This is a genomic window from Pseudoalteromonas sp. Scap06 (assembly GCF_013394165.1).
GTDB lineage: Bacteria > Pseudomonadota > Gammaproteobacteria > Enterobacterales > Alteromonadaceae > Pseudoalteromonas.
Genome location: NZ_CP041330.1, coordinates 2487706 through 2505682 on the forward strand (window position 1 = coordinate 2487706; position 17977 = coordinate 2505682).

A 17977-nucleotide genomic window follows, 5' to 3' on the forward strand; every position below is an offset into this window, starting at 1 on the left:
AAAACGCCTAAACGATAATTCGTTTAGGCGTTTTTTATGGGTAATAATTTGTCGCTTAGTAATAAGTGACTTTTTTCACTTCCCGTGGTTTTATCTCACCGATGTACAAGTCGTGAACGCGTTTCATATTAAGCTCAAGCTCGGTTACATACATATCATTAACGGCATATGTTTTTATAATTTGTGCGCCTTTAATAATACCTTGTACTTTGCTTTGTAAATAATCATCTTGGGCAACAGACCCAGCGACTGTTGTACCTGCGGTAATTTTTTGCCCGTATACTTGCTCTGTTAGTTCGCGATAAGCCTCGAGCTTTGAAGCCTTAATCGCCATAAGTTGTTTTTGCGTATCACTACTTCCCGACTGCAAACTAATGGGCGCATAGCCAACCGCTTTTAATACTGGGTAATTATTTGGCTCAACATATTTATACTCAACGTGTTTATCAAATATATTACTACAACCGCTTAAAGTTAAGCAGCCTAATGTGATCATTAATGGCATTACTCGCATCATACTGGGCCTTTAAAAACTAATTAAACTCAGTTATGCATGTTTAGTGCCAGTGATATGCCTTTAAATAGATAACAAAAAATAGTGGTACATTACTTGCTGAAGTTGATTAACGCTAACGTTTAATTGGAGTAAAAGTATGAAATCGTTTTTAAAGGCTGTATTAGCAGGGTTAAGTACCACTGCGGTATTAACGTTTTCACCTTTTACTCACGCTCAGTGGTATGAGTCTACCGGCCATGCAGTTATTCAAAATAGCGATATTCCTAGTGCAAAAGCCGCAGCCATAAAAGATGCGATAACCCAAGCCTTAGTATTTTCTGGGGCTCGTGTAAGTTCAGTGCAAACCCTTGTAGATGGCGTATTAACTCAAGACCAACTAAAAATAAGTAGCCAAGGCGAAATCCAAAAAATAGAACTCGTTAGCGAAAACCGCAGCAGTGATGAATTTGCGATTACCTTACGCCTAGATATTTTTGCACAAACCGAACAATGCCCGCAAAGCAACTTCAATAAATTTATAGCCGTGACGCAAAGCCAATTAACTAATCGCGAACACGCTAGAATGGGTCAAATATTTGACATTAATAAAGCCGTAAGCAAAAACATCTACACGGCACTGCAAAAATCAAAAATGAGTGCTGTCCCTGTTGCCTATTTCAATAAAGCGATAAAAGTCGATACCTACTTTAATCAACAACATGACTACTCTAATAGCCAGTTAGAGGAAATTTCATCGCGCAGTAACGCGCAATATGTGTTGTTAAGCCAAATTACCAGTTTATCCACCAGCGATAAACTCAATAGCGACTATGCATTTTGGCAAGATGAAAGCTATCAGCGTCACTATCAAATAGAGTTTAGTTTATTTAATGGCACTACTTATGAACCCTTGTGGCAACAAAGCTATCAAAGCCAAGCTATCTGGCCATTTGAAAAAACAACTATTATTGATGTAAACAGTAATCGTTTTTGGCAGTCACCTTTTGGTCAAAGTATTAGTGAGATAAACCAAACCCTAAGTTACGATTTGCAAGCAGCCATGGCGTGCCTACCCACCCAAGGCAAAATTATGCACATGGAAAATAATAAACTCGTCATTAATTTAGGAAAGGCACATGGCTTAGAAAAAGGCCAACAGCTGAGTATTGCTCATCATAATTATTTAACCGATGCGCAAGGCAACACCATGCCGCATACTATAACCACTTTGAACCGTATTCGTGTAGAGCAGCTATATCAGCATAGCGCCATTGCCGTCAGTATTAATGATCAGCCTTTACCGGGCGTACAAATTAACGATATTGTGGAAGTTGCAACGCCCTAAAGTGCTTGGGTTAGCTTAACTTTTAAATTATCGTGAGCGCTTAACCAATCTGCTAACTGCTCAACCCCAGATAAATGCGGGTAGTGCTTTCGACAGGCCAATACAATATTACGTTGCTGATTAGGAAAAATAGGCAAATAATGAATTCCCTCTCGGGGGATTGCAGCAAGTTTTGGCACAAACGTAACCCCATCGTCCATCGCCACCAGCGCTAATAAGGTTTCTAAGCTATTACCTTGATACTGGCTAGAAACATCCACTCCTGCCGAAAAACAAAACTGCTGGGCTTGATCTTTAAAGCAATGGCCATCACTTAACATTAATAGGTTACTACCTTGAAGATCTTGCAGTGCTACCTTTTTATTTACAGCTAAAGCGTTATCAGCAGATACCGCAACTAAAAAGTCTTCTTTATATACATTAATCGTATGGTAATTTTTTAGCTCAGGCACATCCGCTAAAATTGCAAAATCCACCTCGCCACTGTCTAGCGCAGCTAAAATGGTAGAAGTTTGCATTTCAATAAACGAAAACTGACTTTGAGTAAATGCCGCTTTCATTGATGTAAGCAGTGTAGGAAGTAAATACGGGGCAATAGTAGGAATAATACCAATACTCAGCTTGCCCTGTAACGGTTGGTTAGAAGTAGCAGCCAGTTCTTTTAATATTTGAGTTTGTTCTAATATAAGAGTGATTTGTGTCAACAAACGTTCACCTTGGGTTGTTAAGGTAACGTGCTTAGTTGAACGGTCAAATAAGATAACCCCTAATTCTTGTTCTAGCTTTTTAATTTGCCCACTCAAGGTGGGCTGGCTTACAAAGCAGGCATCGGCTGCTTTACGAAAATGTTTAAAATGCGCAACGGCTTTTACATATTCTAAATCTTTTAAGTTCATATTCACACTCAACCTGATAGCTTATGCCTATCAGTTTAATACAAACAAACGATTGGAACTATATTTAATTGTTCGCCATAATGGCTATCAACAAATCAAGAGGAACTAAAAACATGTTAAACAATATTGAAGGTCAAACAATCCCTAACGTTACATTTGCAACGCGTCAAAACGACGAATGGAAATCAGTAACTACTGATGACATTTTTAAAGGCAAAACAGTCGTTGTGTTTTCACTACCTGGTGCATTTACACCAACGTGTTCATCAACTCACCTACCACGCTACAACGAGTTAGCTGGTGTACTTAAACAAAATGGCGTTGACGACATTGTTTGTGTATCAGTAAACGATACCTTTGTAATGAACGCATGGGCTGAACATCAAGAAGCGCAAAACATTACCTTACTACCAGATGGTAACGGCGAATTTACTGACGGCATGGGTATGCTAGTTGATAAAAACGATTTAGGTTTTGGTAAGCGCAGCTGGAGATATTCTATGCTGGTTAAAGATGGCGTAGTAGAGAAAATGTTCATCGAGCCAGATTTACCAGGCGACCCGTTTGAAGTATCAGACGCTGACACTATGCTTGATTACATCAACCCAACTCAAGTAAAACCAGAGGCGGTTACTCTATTTACTAAGCCTGGTTGTCCTTTCTGTAAAAAAGCAAAAGAGCTACTTACAGCTAAAGGCTTTGCTTTTGAAGAAATTGTAATGGGTGCTGGCGCATCACTTACCAGCCTTAAAGCAGTATCAGGCCGTGAAACCGTACCACAAGTATTTATTGGCGGTAAGCACATTGGTGGCTCAGACGACCTAGAAAAATACTTTGCTTAATTAAGTAAATAAAACAGGGGCTGCAACGCCCCTGTTTATTAAAGGAAAAACACTATGAAAGAATTGCAAACCGACGTTGTTGTTATAGGTGCAGGTACCGCTGGTTTAAGTGCCTACCGTAATGCAAAACAATTTACTCAAAACGTACTTATGATTGAATCAGGCCCATACGGTACAACCTGCGCACGTGTTGGTTGCATGCCAAGTAAGTTATTGATTGCTGCAGCAGAAGCCGCGCACTCAATAGAAATGGCACCTGCCTTTGGAGTTCACAGCTCAAAACCGGTAATTGACGGTAAAGCCGTTATGGCACGAGTAAAAAGTGAGCGCGATCGCTTTGCAGGATTCGTAGTAGAAGCGGTAGATGAAATACCTAGCGAAAATAAAATTCGTGGCTATGCACAATTTTTAGACGCCAACCGCGTGAAAATAGATGAGCACACCATAATCACTGCTAAACGCTTTGTAATAGCAACAGGTTCACGCCCATCTTACCCTGGCGTATTTAATAACTTTGGCGACCGACTGATTATTAATGACGATGTATTCGACTGGGATGATTTACCAGAATCAGTAGCCGTATTTGGCCCAGGCGTTATAGGCCTTGAAATTGGCCAAGCGTTGCACCGATTAGGGGTAAAGGTAAAACTCTTTGGTGTAGGTGGTGCCATAGGCCCACTAACCGACCCAGTAGTTAAAGATTACGCTAACACCGTATTTGCAGAAGAATTTTATGTTGATACCGACTCAAACGTTTCAGATATGAAACAGGTAGGTAATAAAGCAGAGCTAACCTATACCGACAAACAAGATGTTAAACATACCGAGCAGTTTGACTATGTTCTGGCTGCAACAGGGCGAGTACCTAACACCGATAAACTAGGGTTAGAAAACACCGGCATAGAGCTTGATGAGCGTGGCGTACCACTCGCTGATGCCCACACTATGCAATGTGGCAACTCTCACATATTTATTGCTGGCGATGCCAGTAACATGATCCCACTGCTTCACGAAGCATCCGATCAAGGAACAATCGCAGGGCAAAACGCAGGCCGCTACCCTCATGTACGTGCGGGTTTACGCCGCGCTAAAATTGCCGCTGTGTTTAGCGACCCACAAATAGCCATGGTTGGTGAAAGCTTTAAAGAAATTAGCGAACGATTAGGCAGCTGTGAGTGCTTTGAAATAGGCGAAGTCAGCTTTGAAAACCAAGGCCGTAGCCGCGTTATGCTAAAAAACAAAGGCCACATGCGTGTGTATGCCGAGCACGGCACCGGCTTATTTTTAGGTGCGGAATTTATAGGCCCACAAGCAGAGCACATAGCACACTTACTTGCATGGGCTGTACAAAACAAAATGACTGTACCACAAATGCTTGATATGCCTTTTTATCACCCTGTTATTGAAGAAGGCCTACGCACTGCACTACGTGATTTAAACGCTAAATTAAAATTTGGCCCAGACATTATTAACCATTGTATGGAATGTGGCCCAGGCGCATAACACATCACTAATACACACTTGCTACTCAAAGCCAAAACCATTGTTTTGGCTTTTTTTATGTTAAAAACTGGTATATAAAATGGAGTTTAAACTGCTACACTCAGATTAATAAACAAACAAAAATGGACCGAAAATGAGCAATAATAAATATAGACTTGTCACTCGAAGCGATTTTGACGGCCTAGTGTGTGCCGTATTACTTAAAGATTTAGATTTAATCGACGATATTTTATTTGTGCATCCAAAAGACATGCAAGACGGTAAAATAGCCATTACCAGCAACGACATTACCACTAACCTCCCCTATGTTGCCGGTTGTCATATTGCATTTGATCACCACTTAAGTGAAACCGTTCGTAACGAAAGCGATATAAAAAACCATATTATTGACCCAGATGCGCCCTCTGCAGCACGCGTTGTTTATGACTATTATGGTGGCGCAGAGAAATTCCCTAATATTTCAACTGACATGATGGAAGCGGTTGATAAAGGGGATTCGGCACAATTTACAAAAGACGAAATTTTAAACCCAACAGACTGGGTACTGATGAACTTTATTATGGATGCGCGCACAGGACTTGGCCGTTTTCGTGAATTCAAAATTTCTAATTACCAGTTAATGATGAAGTTAATTGACGCCTGTAAAGATCACAGCATAGAACAAATACTAGCAATGGAAGATGTTGCCGAGCGTGTTGCGTTATACCACGAGCACAACGCACAAGCTAAAGAGCAAATAGACCGCTGCTCATCAGTACACGACAACTTAGTGGTACTCAATTTAACCGAAGAAGAAACCATTTACGCTACTAACCGCTTCGTTATTTACGCCATGTTCCCCGAATGTAATATCTCAATACATAAAATGTGGGGGCTTAAAAAGCAAAACGTGGTGTACGCCATTGGTAAATCAATCACCAACCGCAGCTCCAATACTAATGTTGGCGAGTTATGCCTTAAATACGGTGGCGGCGGCCATCTAAATGCTGGTACTTGCCAAGTAGAAACAAACAAAGCTGAGCAGGTACTGAGCGAGCTTATCGCTACAATTACTAGTGATGGTTAAGAACTAGCTATCAGCTATCAGCTATCAGCTATCAGCTATCAGCTATCAGCTATCAGCTATCAGCTATCAGCTATCAAAATAATAAAGCGAGTAAATTTATGTTACTCGCTTTATTATTTGTAATTAGAAAAGATTTTATAAATGAGAAGAAACGGGCAAGTGCTTACAAAACTATTACGATGGTGAACTCATACTTAAAGTAAAAGGATTGTGGTTCGCTGGTAAAGCTATAATCACAAGGCACTATTCATGGAAGGTAGAAAAGGCATAACCTAAAGCTAGAACGAGTTAGCTAAAGCTATCATCAATAAATAAAACTGTAGTTAAATACAACATTTCAAATAGCTAAAGATCTTAATTTAGCTTTAGCTCATATCCAATAAAGTCTCAAAGCCAAGAACAACCTTTAGTTCACTATTTGCCAGAATGGCAAAAAAGGTCTTACTTGGAGTTCTGTAAATAACTGTACTAAGTAATATAAAAATGCGGTTACTTCATTGTCAGCTTAGAGCTGTAAAGTGATATTCTATAAATTCATTTTTTAAATAATATAAATTAAATAGAAAGAGAATAAAGACAGAGTAATGCAGAGGTAGTTTGACGCAGTGCGCGTGGGTTAATAAGTTTTGTTCAACTTGAGTACTAAAGCGTAGACTAAAGAGCACATATTACGTGCAGTTTAAATACAAAAAATCTATTCTCTAGACCTAGACACATATAAGAATAATTTTTCGATATTTAAAAACAAAAAACTGACATAAGAGTCAGTTTTTTTAAGATAAATATAAAGCTATTAATTTATTGTGGGTTCAGGATCGCTTTTTTTGCTTTACCAGCTTTAATCGCAATATTACAAGCTTTTGATAGCTTACGCATAGCTTCAACTTTACGTTGATTAGTCACTTCATTTCTTTTTGAACGCATAATCTACTCCGTCATTACCAAAACCACACCATGGCTCATATTCTAGTCGATCAACATACCGATTTGCAAGCAAATTGTAAAATGAGACAAGTCTTTTGTCTGCGGCTGACGCAGTGTAAGCTGTAGCCCCGTTATCTATAGAATGAGATAATATTAACCCTGAAATAACCCTACCTAGCAAGTTTAGTTGCTTTCTTGTAGCAGGTTCCTTTGGTCGCTCAAATGGAGTTTCATTTTCAATATTAGATTTAAGATCAAACTTAATCTCATAGCAATTTTCGTCGAGTTCCATCCCTATTAATGATTCAGTTTCTTCAAGTCTTTCTGCACTAAAATCGCTTTCAGTCGAGGGAAGTATATATACTATGTACTCATCACCCATGATATTACATTCGAGCTGGCTTACAGTATAGCCTAAATCAACTTCGATGAACTCAACCTGTGGCAAATTATTATGATCTAGAGCTCTAAAAGTATCTACAACATCACCTAGAACCGTGTCAGTACTTGTTTCATTATTGGGCATCACATTGTAGTTTAAAAACCTTGCTCCACTTGCAAGTACATTGTCTTCGATAGCAGCTAATGGAAAACCTGTATTACTGACACCCAACACAATTAAAATATCATTTTGTTCCCATTTTAATTCAAAAAGATCTATGCTTGGAATATCTTTAAAACTAACAATACTATTTGGTTCAGCTATAGAGCCGTGTATATGTATAGCACTTCCACCTGACTTTTCGATTAAATCATCAATATTAAGTGTGTAGTGTTTAAACTCTACACCAATAGAATCACAGTATGTCTCAAGGTACTTACATTCAAAGTGAGCTTGATTTGGCATAAATGTCGCGTATCTGTAGCCAATAGCCTCAATTAACTTCAATAATTCAGATTCATCAGCTACTTGAAACTGTTTATACTCAGGAGTTTCTTTGATGTTTTCATATAAAGGTAAACCCGAAGGAACAGAAAGTCCTGCACCTGATAAGATAACTACTTTCATAATTTGAATACACTATTGTTCATTCGAATTACCAATCCTCGGTTATTATGCTCATATCCATTAAAAAAATACCATAACGGACAATTATGCATCAAAGGCTTATAAATTCCAATAAACTAAATAAGACTATAAGCCTTCAAGTAGAAAAAACTATTAACTTTACATCTGTGCAGATGAGCTCAACCAGCTACTTTTGCATTTATTAGATGCTTATAAATTAAATCACGATACAAAATTATCGGGGGTATTAAGAAGGTATAAATAGCCTCTCTAAAATTATAATAATTCAATTTAGATTGCTATAAATGCGCTATAAAAAATAAACTTCACAACAGGAGGTGCTCGTAACCCATTGATTTTATTGGTAGCCCCTGCAGGAATCGAACCTGCAACTGCCCCTTAGGAGGGGGCCGCTATATCCATTTAACTAAGAGGCCACATCGAGCTTACAGCTTACAGCTTACAGCTTACAGCTTACAGCTTACAGCTTACAAAAATTATAACGGTATCTGGTTTTTTATATCAAGTATCAAAGTAAGTTAATTGCTTGATAAATATATATCTTCTTTATTTAATACGTAAAGCGGTATAAATGTTCGACTGCTGGCGGCAAGGCGCTTATTTTCAATATTTATTACGCGAGCGTTAATAACAACCCCATCTGCACGGTAAATTAATGTACCCGATAAAACATGGCTGGCTATATTCGTACCTGCAAGCTTGCGAGTGTTGCGGGTGAATGCAAAGTCGCCTTGTTCATTAACGGTAATTAAATTGGCTGTTTTAAAATCAACCGCGCTATAACCAAACTTTTGTAGCTGGTGTATAAAGGTTTCTGATAACTGATTACCTAACTGGCTTGCTGTAGTTAAACTTGCGTCTAAATCAACGAACGACGTGACTGCAATCGCTGCATCTTGCGGGGCTACTTGCATGGTGTCGGTTAAATCAAGTGCCATTTGCTCTACGTAGTTAACTAAGCTTTTATGGTGCTTGTTTGGGTTAAACTGCGTTGTATCGGCGTATTGTTCTTGCTCGTCATTTTGCTGCATTTGCGCCATGATCTGGTTAAAATCAAGATTGCTTACCACTGTTTGCTCTGGCTCAGATTTGGCGGGCTCGGTCGCGGTCGACTCGCCCATTAAATTACAGCCTGAAAGTAATAGTGATAATGCACTTATACCAATTAAAGCAGAGCGCTTAACTAAGTTAACCATGGTAAACCTCACTTACTCGCTTGTTTAAGCATAATGCCATCAGCACTGTTACTGCTATTTAGCGCATCAATAACTGATTGCGGAATAAAGCCCTGTACAGAGCCTACAACCGCTTTACTCGCTAAACCAACAATTCGTGCATTTACTAATATGCCGCCTTGGTGATTTACTAGCGTACCCGCTAATACGTAACTAAAGTTTTGTTCTTGGTTAAGCTCTAAGTAGTCGCGGCTAAAAACAAAATCGCCACCAGGGGTTACACGCATATAATCGGTGGTTTTAAAATCAATGACCGGCACACCAAAATTATGCAGTTCGTGCATAAAGCTCTCTGCTATTTGGTTACCTACTAAGTCAGCATTGTTGTAGTCACGGTCTAAAAAAACAAAGCTTGATACTGCCAATGGCGTTTTAGTATTTACGTACTGTAAGTTTTCAGCCATATCTTGCATGATGCCACGCACATAGTGATTAATATTTTTACGGGTTGGCGTATTTACTTGTTTGTTTTTATTCATCACTGCGGCTTTATTTTGATAAAGCGAATCTGTATTTGTTGGTGCAGCTACAGGGCGTTGCTCAAAAAACATAGGCGCATCGTCGGTAATTTGCGTGTCACTATGGTTTGTCATTTGTGAACAACCAAAGCCCAGTGGCAAACATAAAGTTAATAGTAGGCGTTTCATGTGTGCTCCTAATTAATATTCACTGCGGTAAATATAGTCACCGCGCTGCTGTATTTTTTCATTACTCCACATCACATTGATGGGAATTTCAGTACTTGCGGCAGATACAATCTGATTAGTTTGCATATTTACCATGCGAGCATTAACAATATAAGCATGTTCTTGACGGGTTAAAGTACCAGTGATCACAAAGTCAATAATCTGACGCTGCTTTAAGTTACTCGTGCTGCGGCTTAACACTGAATCAGCGCTCGCTGATAAGTTAAGCTGGTTTTCAAGCCGATATTCAACCGTGTTGTACCCTAACTGAGTAAATTGGGTTATTAAGCTTTCTTGAACTTGCTGACTAAGCCCTGAACCCTGCCCTTGAGCAATTTGTGAATCCAAAGCATTGGCTAAATAAAAGCTGCTGACCGCGATTGAAGCGGTGCTTTTAAAAGGCTCTTTGATATGGCTAAGCTGGGCGCTCAAGCTATTTACGTACTGGTTAAGCGTATAAGGTGCCATGACCGCTTTAGGCGCATCAGTGCTTATACTCGGCTTTGGCTGGGGTGTTAAGCTACAGCCCGCTAAATTTAATAATAGTAAGGGTAACAAAAGGCGCATAGTTGCCATCCTCTAAAAACATAATAGTTACAAAGCAATTATTATGCCTAATACCCTAGATGCATATTTATTTTAATGGCTGTTGGGTGTAATGGCTCACAATGCAATTGATTTGGCGCTGTTTAAGTTTATCGCAATCGGCAGCCGCATTCGCTTGATTTTGATAAGCCCCAAGCTTTAAACGGTAGTAAGTCATGCCACTCACGTTAATAGTTTCTACATTCGCCACGAATTCGCCCTGAAATAACGAAGATGCGCTGGCTTTTATTTGATTTAAACTTTGGCTAAGTCGCTCTTTGTCGGTAACGGCTGCAACTTGCAAGGCAAATAAGGCTTTAACGGCTTGTTTTTCGTCAGCTGTATTCGTTGCTACTTTAGCTTTTTTTGCAACTTTTGTTGGTGCTACCGTTTCAGCCGAAGCTTTAGCTGTTGATACTGCAGGCGTATTTGTTGATGCAGAGCTTTGTTTTGCCACTGCATTTAATTGGCTTATTAATAACTTTAAGTCTTGTTCAATCACTAATAAACGTTCAACACCTGCTTTGGCTGCTTGCCACTGCTGAGACGATGCTTTTAGCTGCGCCAACTCTGCCTCAGAAAGATTGGCACTCGCTTGCATTGGCTGAGGAGATTCTGCAGTTTTGGTGGTACTGCATCCTGATATAAAAAGAGCAGCAATACAGGCAATTAGTATTGAGTAGCGTTTATATAAATTAGCATATTGCATGGTTAAACCTTATTGTTATTAGTGGCTAATAAGTTGCGCTTGGACTTGGCAGTTCAAGCCTTTTACTTTTAATTCTGCACATACTTGTTCAAGCTCCCCTTGCGCAGACTCGGCATAAGCGACGGCTAAAATATACCGTTTTTGTTTTTCGTCTTTAATATAAAAAGCATCACGCTTTGATTGCTCATTTAAATGACGTTTAATTAATTGATAATACGCTTTCATAATTGGCAATGATGAAAACCCACCCGCATTAGCAATATACGCTGGAGTTTGTGTTTTTTCTTTAAGCTCAAAGTCAACGCCCATTACTACTTCACCTTGCGCTGGTAACTTAACCACCACCTGTTGCGTATCTTTTAAAGACTTACGTTGCTTAAATTCATCATCTATAACCGCTTTATATTCGCCAGGGCGTAAATCGGTAAACAAATAATAACCATCATAAGCAGCCTGCGTTTGTGCCACTTGCTTGCCTTGTTTGTCGAGTAATTTTACGGTAGCAAAAGGCTGTACTTCAGTGCTGCCTTGCTCATCTTGTTTGTAAACAGTTCCCTCTAATTCACTGCTGTTATTAAGCGAGATCTCCATATATTCAACAAAACCGGCACGAGGTGTAATTGAAAAGCCATCGTTGGCGGCAACTAAAAAAGGCTCACTAATACTACCTGGCTCTATCACTATGTCGGTGGTTCTATTTGCTGGCATTCCTTTAAGTATTGCTAAACCATTTTCGTTGGTTACAGCTCGGCGATAGTTTTGAACTCCTTTTACCTTAACGCCTTCAATTCCCTTTTCTCCGTCATCTTGAATATTGTTATTATTTGAATCAAGAAAGACTCTAACCATTAAAGTGCCAGAGTTTGCGAGGCTTCTTTTACTTAAAAAGTACTCGTCAGTGTTCGCATCAAAACCAATACTAAAGCGACTAAATAAACCTAGCCGCCAATTATCATCATCGTCGTAACTCATTGTGCTATTTAAGCTAAAACTATCGCTTTGCCAATTTAGACCCAGTTCCATAGAAACTAAATCATTTATACGGGAGTTTCTTAGTGTGAATTCAGATTGTAAATTCTGAGATAAACTACGGCTTAATTCTGCTTGGTAACCCAGTATAGTCGAACCGGAGTCTGCGCTATAGTCAACACTAAAACGAGTGTATGTTTTACCAAATCGATGTTGAAGACGCATGCTGCCAAGTGTTGTTGCATCATCTAAAGAATCAAATTTTCGCCAAATTAAGTTGTTACTAACAACGGTGCCACCTAAATTATACGATAAGGTATTATCAACACTTAGATATGAGTCGCTAAATTCTCTGCTGTTATATGCGAGCGTATTTTGATAGCTTAAGCTTCCAAACGATTTATCAAACAACTTTCCTGCCGTATATAATTGATAACTTTCAACTTTCGCTGTCTGCGAATCATCAGTTATCTTTTCATTGTTTTGAGACAGGCTTAACCGTACCGATTGACCAATTAACTCACCTCTAGCAGCTACCTCTAGCTTATCTTCATCGTTATTATTTTTTTCATAATCTAGATTAAGTAATACTTTATCAAATATACTTAGGTTCGAACCAAAAGCATAATTGTTAACATTATCACTCGAATTACTATTTAATATTGATGTACCAGCATAAACCGATAAATAATCAGTTATTCCCGTTTCATAACGGCCTGCTAGCTGCCAACCTTTACCTTGTGTCGAATAAAGTGACTGATTGAATAACTGTTCACCTTGCTCAGTAATTGACAACTCATAAAACGATTCATCTGCTGATAAACTATTACCATCTATAAAGTATTGCTCTGTTTTTCGCTCTACTTGCCCTTGTGGACCATAAAAAATCAGCTCAAAATTATTAGCGCCAAACAATAAATCAATATCTTCAAATAAATAACGCCCATCAGCTAAACTAAACTGCTGCGCTAGCAGTACATCATTACGGTATAACTCAACATCCCACCCTGGTTGAATAGCACCCGTTAAATTAATTTGATTACTATTAACCTGTTTAAAAAGTGGTTTGTTATCAACTTTTATTCCTCTGGCGTAACTACTATTAAATTGTTTACCGATTTGAGTTGCTAATACATCTCCAAATTGAACAGTTGTCGCATTTAAGGGACCTAATAACCGTGCATCTTTACTTTGACGGCTAAATGATAATCTTGAATCTGATAGTAAATCTTGTTTTCGCCCTGCAAAAAAATACTGAGCATTAAAATAGGCTAAGTCATTTGACCCTAATACAGAGTACCCTATCGCTGAATCCCTATTACTCTTGGTTGCACTAAGCTGCACATCAGCAAGAGGAGATGAAATTGCACTGTATGGACTGGCCTTCCAAGGTAATATTGCTTGACGTGACTCTCTATTAGTTACAGTTTCTCGCTGCTCTCTTTCGCGTTTTAATTCTATAGGCAATTTGGTGGGGGAGCTTACATTTAGCTCAAGTGCTGAATATTCAATATCAATATCTAACGAAAACCACTGCGCTAGCAAGTTACTATCAACAAACATATCGCCGTTATCAGCATAAGCTTGTTGGCTGTTAAATGAATATCTAGCGCCGTTAATTTGTACTGTATTTGTATTTAGGTCTAGATAAAACTGATTATCTTCACGAATAAACCAGCCTTGAGCAATAAGGTCATCGCTATTTATATCGATAGCAAAATCCAGGCTTTCTGAAAAACTTAATAAATCTATTAATACACCGGTTTTACTTTTCACCCCGAGCATTTCACCCAGGTAATTTTTTTTCACGAACGATGAAAAAAATAATAACTCCCCTTCGGGGATGCCCTCACCTTGCTGCACATTAAGCTCAGGCTCTGTTCTTTCATTTACAGCTTGATCAGTGTTGTATTGCTGCCATTTTTTATCTATTTTTTTTATGCTAGCAAGAATGGCCTGAGTGTCAGGCTCTGCTGCTAATAAGGGGTCAATTGATAAAAAAATGATCAACAACCACTTTAAACGCTTAAAGTAATACATCGCCTATTTCAAATTACCGATAATTGCATTATTAATTGGCGCAAGCTTTTCACTAAAAATAGTATCGCGATATTCTTTAAGCCCTGTATAAATTACGCGAATTTCGCCATCTTTCGGGATGTTTTGATCTACAAAAATTGGTATCGTCGCCGTTGTTGTTTTTAGCTCAGGGTAAATACTAAAATCGTTTAACATGGCGATCTTTTTCTCTGTATCCATTCCTTTTTGCTTAAAGAAAACTTCTAACTTGCCAAAAGAGCTAAAGCCCCCTTCTCGCTTAATTTCAATCTCAAGCGCTTTTTTTTCTGGGCTGTGTATAAGCTGTAAATTGCTAATATTAACATTAGGTATTTCAGCGCCTTTACGCAAAATAACAGGGATAGTGTAACTTAATAGTAATTTCAAATTAATACCAAGTCTCTGTTGCTGGATTTGAGTTTCATTAGGGAGTGCTTTAAATGCTAGGTGAGATCGGTATTCCTGTTCTAGTAAACCTTTTGGCTTTCGAATAGCAAGCTTAACAATCTGCCTTTCTCCTGGCGCTAATCTAACTTGCGATGGGCTAATCCTAACCATATTTTTAAGTGAAGCTGAACTTTCTTGATCAGCCGCTAAATTAGCATACCCTCCGCCAGCTAGTGCAACTTTGTCTTGCCACTCCAATCTATAAGTTTTTGCTTCATTAGAGTTATTAACAACAATGACTTTAGCAACACGCTGACGCTCATCAAAATTTACTCTTGTTGGGGAAATAAGTAAGTTTGCATAAGAATGGAAGCTAGTTAAGATAAAGCTTACTAAGATAAAAAAAGTTTTTATTATTGTCATTTTATCAACATCTCTAGTTGTCTAATAATTTAGCGTCACTTCAATTGTAGTATCAAAGATACCATCTTTATAAGTATTTCCGTCACCTGAGGTACTTAATTGCCCTCCTACTCTCAATAAAGCAGTTCCTGTGGTATCGGTTGTAATGGTCGCATTATAAATGAGTTGATTTAAAATCAGTGGCGCGCCACCAAAAATGTTATTTAGGGGCTGATCACTTACAAAGTCACTCACGTTTACCTGGATACGTGCAGGATATCCTTCAAGCAACAATTCGGCTGCATGGCCTTTTTCAAGTAAATATATCTTATTGGTTAAAGTATTTGTGTTACTGGGCAACAAGGTCATAGAGCTAACACTTTGGTTATCACTGATAACAATTTTACCAAAATCCAATTGCTCAAGCGGTGTAACTTGTGCGTATAAATCAGTAGTTAAAAAAGCTGCTAGTATGAGTAAAATTAATTTCATAAAGTAGCCTGCTTTATACAATAAAGCAGGCTTTGCCCATTAGTAATTTAATTCTAATGTAAACGTGCCACTGTATGATCCATCGATATAATCACTAGTTGCAGTAACCGCTGTTGTGGTTAATGTTGCACCAAAATTAAAAGTTGCTTCGCCAGCTGAATCGACCTGAATAGTCGTTGTAGCTGCACTGTTAGGCGTCGCACCAGTTAACACATAATACGTTGGAGTGCCCAAAGTAAATGCAGCAGTGCCCGCAGGTGCTGTATCAGGCGCAATCGCAGTTTCAGTCGGATTTGTAATGGTCAATGTACCAAAAGGAGACACACCTGAAATTGAGAATGAGGCTGGTGTACCTGCTACTAAAATTGCAATTTCAGCTGCGGTTGCATCTGTAGAAGCCGTTGTAGGAGCAGTAGCAGGGTTTGCGGCTAATACTAATGTTGCAGTCTCCGTCCCAGTTAAATCACCTGAAGCCCTGATTGTACCAAAATCTAGTGGTGCATCATTCGTAAAGGTGAATGCGTTTTGAACTGTAACACCCGCTTGAAAAGAAGCAGTTTCTGCAGCCGCACCGAAAGAAAGAACAGTCATTGATGCAGCTAACGCTGCTTTAGTAAATATTTTGTTCATAGTTTTCCCTTAGACATAAAGTATAAACCTGTTAGTCAGGTTATGTTAAGTATCGGCCAAAATCACTAAAAAGTTAGAAAATATTTACTTTATTTTGATTTATAATAACAGGATGAAAAAATAAGCCTAAAAAAACCTTAAACATCCTCTGAAAATGTCGCTAAGGTACACTTATTACCTATTTTGTAAAAAAACAAACACAATTGCGCTGCTTGCTGTTGACTTTTTAGCGGGCCTGCTACAACACTATAAAGCGTAGTTGATTCTTTTTGTTGCTCATTGATACGGTATTGCAAAATACTGCTCAATTGGGGATATTGCTCTTTTAGTCGCTCCACTTGTCTTTTGGCTCCATTAGAAACTAAATAACGTCCAATTTGAACACCGTACATTGCTTTGTTTGTACTGATAGTGTTATCGGTTAAGGCAGTTTCTGAGGAGAGTTGTAAAGATTGCTTAGAGCCATATTCAACACGTTTTACCTTCTCTTTCAATGGCTCAGGTACAGTATCAATATCTGTTTGTGCAGAAAGAGCTTGAATCAGTAATGATAAGTCCTCTTCCATGGTGCTTAAACGCGCTATCTGCTCTTTGTTGTTATCCCATTGCTCTAAGTAAGGTTTTATATCTTTTTCACGCACAAGCTTGTCGCTTTGTGAGTCGGCGGGCATTAGCTGGTTGCTACAACCAGCTAATGCAAATGGTATTAGTAATATTATTAAACGAAGTTTCACTTTAAAGCACCTATTACAAAAAACGAGCTCTAGCTATTATGCAATAAAAGCGCCAAATAAATAATTTATAATCTAATTGGTTTGTCAGTGTAGTTACTCACAAAGCAATCAACTTTATAGAATTTAAATACCTCACAATCATCCTCAGCACTTTTAAAGTTAAAATACTCACCTAATTTTAATCGATAATAGGTTTTGTTATTAACTTTTGCTTTTTCAATGTTTGTCGTGATTTTATCCTTAAACAAAGGCGCTGCTTTTTTGTTAATGTGCTTCCACTCTTTAGCAACACTTTCTTCTGAATCAAGGGACGCTACCTGTAAGGCAAATACTTTTTTGTTTTTATCTACCATTGCCACTTTTGTTGCCATCGATATTTTAGAGGCAATCTTTTTGTTCACCCTAGAACTAATCGCTTTCACTGGCGAGCGAGCAGTTCGTTTACTGTAGCTTTTTGAAGGAGCTGTAATTATTTTTGTAGGAACACTAGCATAGCGGCTGCTATATCGCTGATTTTTTAGAGCGTCCCTACCAGTCGGTTTTACATAACGGTTACTATATCTTTGTCTCGGTCGTTCAACGTTATCTGACGTGCTTGCGTAGTTATTACCATGCCTGAGGTCTGGCGAGGTATTAGCATTAATTGATGAGCGAGCATAGCGATTGCTAACAGCTTGGTTAGATTTCGCTATTGCTTTACTGTTAATAATATCTAAATTATCAACTAAATATGTAAGCTCACGTTCTAACTTTAATAGTCTCTCTATACCAGAACGTGCTTTTTGCCATTGCAAAGCGGCATCTTTTAGCTGTGCAAGTTCAACTGCGGTGATAGTTACATATTCGGGTGAATCTTTAACCCTTTCATTTAATGAGGTTTTATCATGCGATATCGTACAGCCACTCCCTATTAACATAAGTAAAGCTATAACTAAATATCGGTGATACTTTATGCTGTATTCACACATTGATTGTTTCTCTTTCAACA

At 38.5% G+C, this 17977-nt stretch carries 18 protein-coding genes and 1 tRNA gene; 4 read left to right on the forward strand and 15 right to left on the reverse strand.

The features are described 5' to 3' along the window. Positions 1-55: 55 nt before the first annotated feature. Positions 56-514 carry an LPP20 family lipoprotein gene (locus FLM47_RS11585; protein WP_138605368.1) on the reverse strand — a complete coding sequence of 153 codons (459 nt, stop codon included), beginning with the start codon at positions 512-514 and terminating at the stop codon, positions 56-58. A 139-nt stretch (positions 515-653) separates the two neighbouring features. On the opposite strand from FLM47_RS11585, the gene FLM47_RS11590 reads away from it, so the two are divergent. After that, positions 654-1841 (forward strand): flagellar assembly protein T N-terminal domain-containing protein, encoded by a 1188-nt coding sequence (locus tag FLM47_RS11590; protein WP_138605264.1) that lies wholly within the window; start codon positions 654-656, stop codon positions 1839-1841. Here FLM47_RS11590 and FLM47_RS11595 read toward each other — a convergent pair. Beyond that, positions 1838-2737, reverse strand: coding sequence for a LysR substrate-binding domain-containing protein (locus FLM47_RS11595; protein WP_054201738.1), 900 nt, complete (start codon positions 2735-2737; stop codon positions 1838-1840). The two genes, FLM47_RS11590 and FLM47_RS11595, sit on opposite strands and share 4 nt — an antisense overlap. Before the next feature lie 113 nt (positions 2738-2850). Here FLM47_RS11595 and FLM47_RS11600 point away from each other — a divergent pair, with 113 nt between their 5' ends. From FLM47_RS11600 to FLM47_RS11610, 3 genes are all read left to right on the forward strand, one after another. Further along, positions 2851-3579, forward strand: a complete 729-nt coding sequence (locus tag FLM47_RS11600; protein ID WP_008466566.1) for a glutathione peroxidase — start codon at positions 2851-2853, stop codon at positions 3577-3579. A gap of 54 nt (positions 3580-3633) precedes the next feature. After that, positions 3634-5082 carry a dihydrolipoyl dehydrogenase gene (locus FLM47_RS11605; protein WP_178956432.1) on the forward strand — a complete coding sequence of 483 codons (1449 nt, stop codon included), beginning with the start codon at positions 3634-3636 and terminating at the stop codon, positions 5080-5082. Between the two features lie 133 nt (positions 5083-5215). Continuing rightward, positions 5216-6148, forward strand: a complete 933-nt coding sequence (locus FLM47_RS11610) for an exopolyphosphatase (RefSeq protein WP_178956433.1) — start codon at positions 5216-5218, stop codon at positions 6146-6148. A gap of 798 nt (positions 6149-6946) precedes the next feature. Here the strand turns inward: FLM47_RS11610 and FLM47_RS18905 are convergent. From FLM47_RS18905 to FLM47_RS11670, 13 genes are all read right to left on the reverse strand, one after another. Beyond that, a complete protein-coding gene (locus FLM47_RS18905) occupies positions 6947-7072 on the reverse strand; it encodes a hypothetical protein (protein WP_256729715.1) in 126 nt (41 codons plus the stop codon). Next, entirely contained in the window at positions 7053-8081 is a 1029-nt protein-coding gene (locus FLM47_RS11615) for a hypothetical protein (protein ID WP_178956434.1), read from the reverse strand. The genes FLM47_RS18905 and FLM47_RS11615 overlap by 20 nt, the downstream gene beginning before the upstream one ends. Positions 8082-8443: 362 nt before the next feature. Continuing rightward, positions 8444-8518, reverse strand: a tRNA-Arg gene (locus FLM47_RS11620). Between the two features lie 102 nt (positions 8519-8620). Beyond that, on the reverse strand, positions 8621-9298 hold the full coding sequence (locus tag FLM47_RS11625; protein WP_138608116.1) for a FlgO family outer membrane protein: 678 nt from the start codon (positions 9296-9298) through the stop codon (positions 8621-8623). Between the two features lie 8 nt (positions 9299-9306). Beyond that, positions 9307-9984 (reverse strand): FlgO family outer membrane protein, encoded by a 678-nt coding sequence (locus FLM47_RS11630; protein ID WP_178956435.1) that lies wholly within the window; start codon positions 9982-9984, stop codon positions 9307-9309. A gap of 12 nt (positions 9985-9996) precedes the next feature. Further along, the gene (locus tag FLM47_RS11635) at positions 9997-10590 is read right to left on the reverse strand and encodes a FlgO family outer membrane protein (protein WP_138608118.1); all 594 of its coding nucleotides are present in this window, start codon (positions 10588-10590) and stop codon (positions 9997-9999) included. Between the two features lie 67 nt (positions 10591-10657). Next, entirely contained in the window at positions 10658-11317 is a 660-nt protein-coding gene (locus FLM47_RS11640) for an SPOR domain-containing protein (protein WP_178956436.1), read from the reverse strand. Positions 11318-11335: 18 nt separating this feature from the next. Beyond that, on the reverse strand, positions 11336-14296 hold the full coding sequence (locus FLM47_RS11645; RefSeq protein WP_256729716.1) for a hypothetical protein: 2961 nt from the start codon (positions 14294-14296) through the stop codon (positions 11336-11338). Positions 14297-14329: 33 nt separating this feature from the next. Further along, positions 14330-15154, reverse strand: a complete 825-nt coding sequence (locus tag FLM47_RS11650) for a molecular chaperone (protein WP_178956438.1) — start codon at positions 15152-15154, stop codon at positions 14330-14332. A gap of 21 nt (positions 15155-15175) precedes the next feature. Further along, entirely contained in the window at positions 15176-15625 is a 450-nt protein-coding gene (locus FLM47_RS11655) for a DUF4402 domain-containing protein (RefSeq protein ID WP_178956439.1), read from the reverse strand. Positions 15626-15664: 39 nt separating this feature from the next. Next, entirely contained in the window at positions 15665-16255 is a 591-nt protein-coding gene (locus tag FLM47_RS11660; protein ID WP_138608128.1) for a DUF4402 domain-containing protein, read from the reverse strand. Positions 16256-16392: 137 nt separating this feature from the next. Beyond that, on the reverse strand, positions 16393-16989 hold the full coding sequence (locus FLM47_RS11665; RefSeq protein WP_178956440.1) for an SPOR domain-containing protein: 597 nt from the start codon (positions 16987-16989) through the stop codon (positions 16393-16395). A 65-nt stretch (positions 16990-17054) separates the two neighbouring features. Next, positions 17055-17906 (reverse strand): SPOR domain-containing protein, encoded by an 852-nt coding sequence (locus FLM47_RS11670; RefSeq protein WP_178956441.1) that lies wholly within the window; start codon positions 17904-17906, stop codon positions 17055-17057. Between the last annotated feature and the right edge of the window lie 71 nt (positions 17907-17977).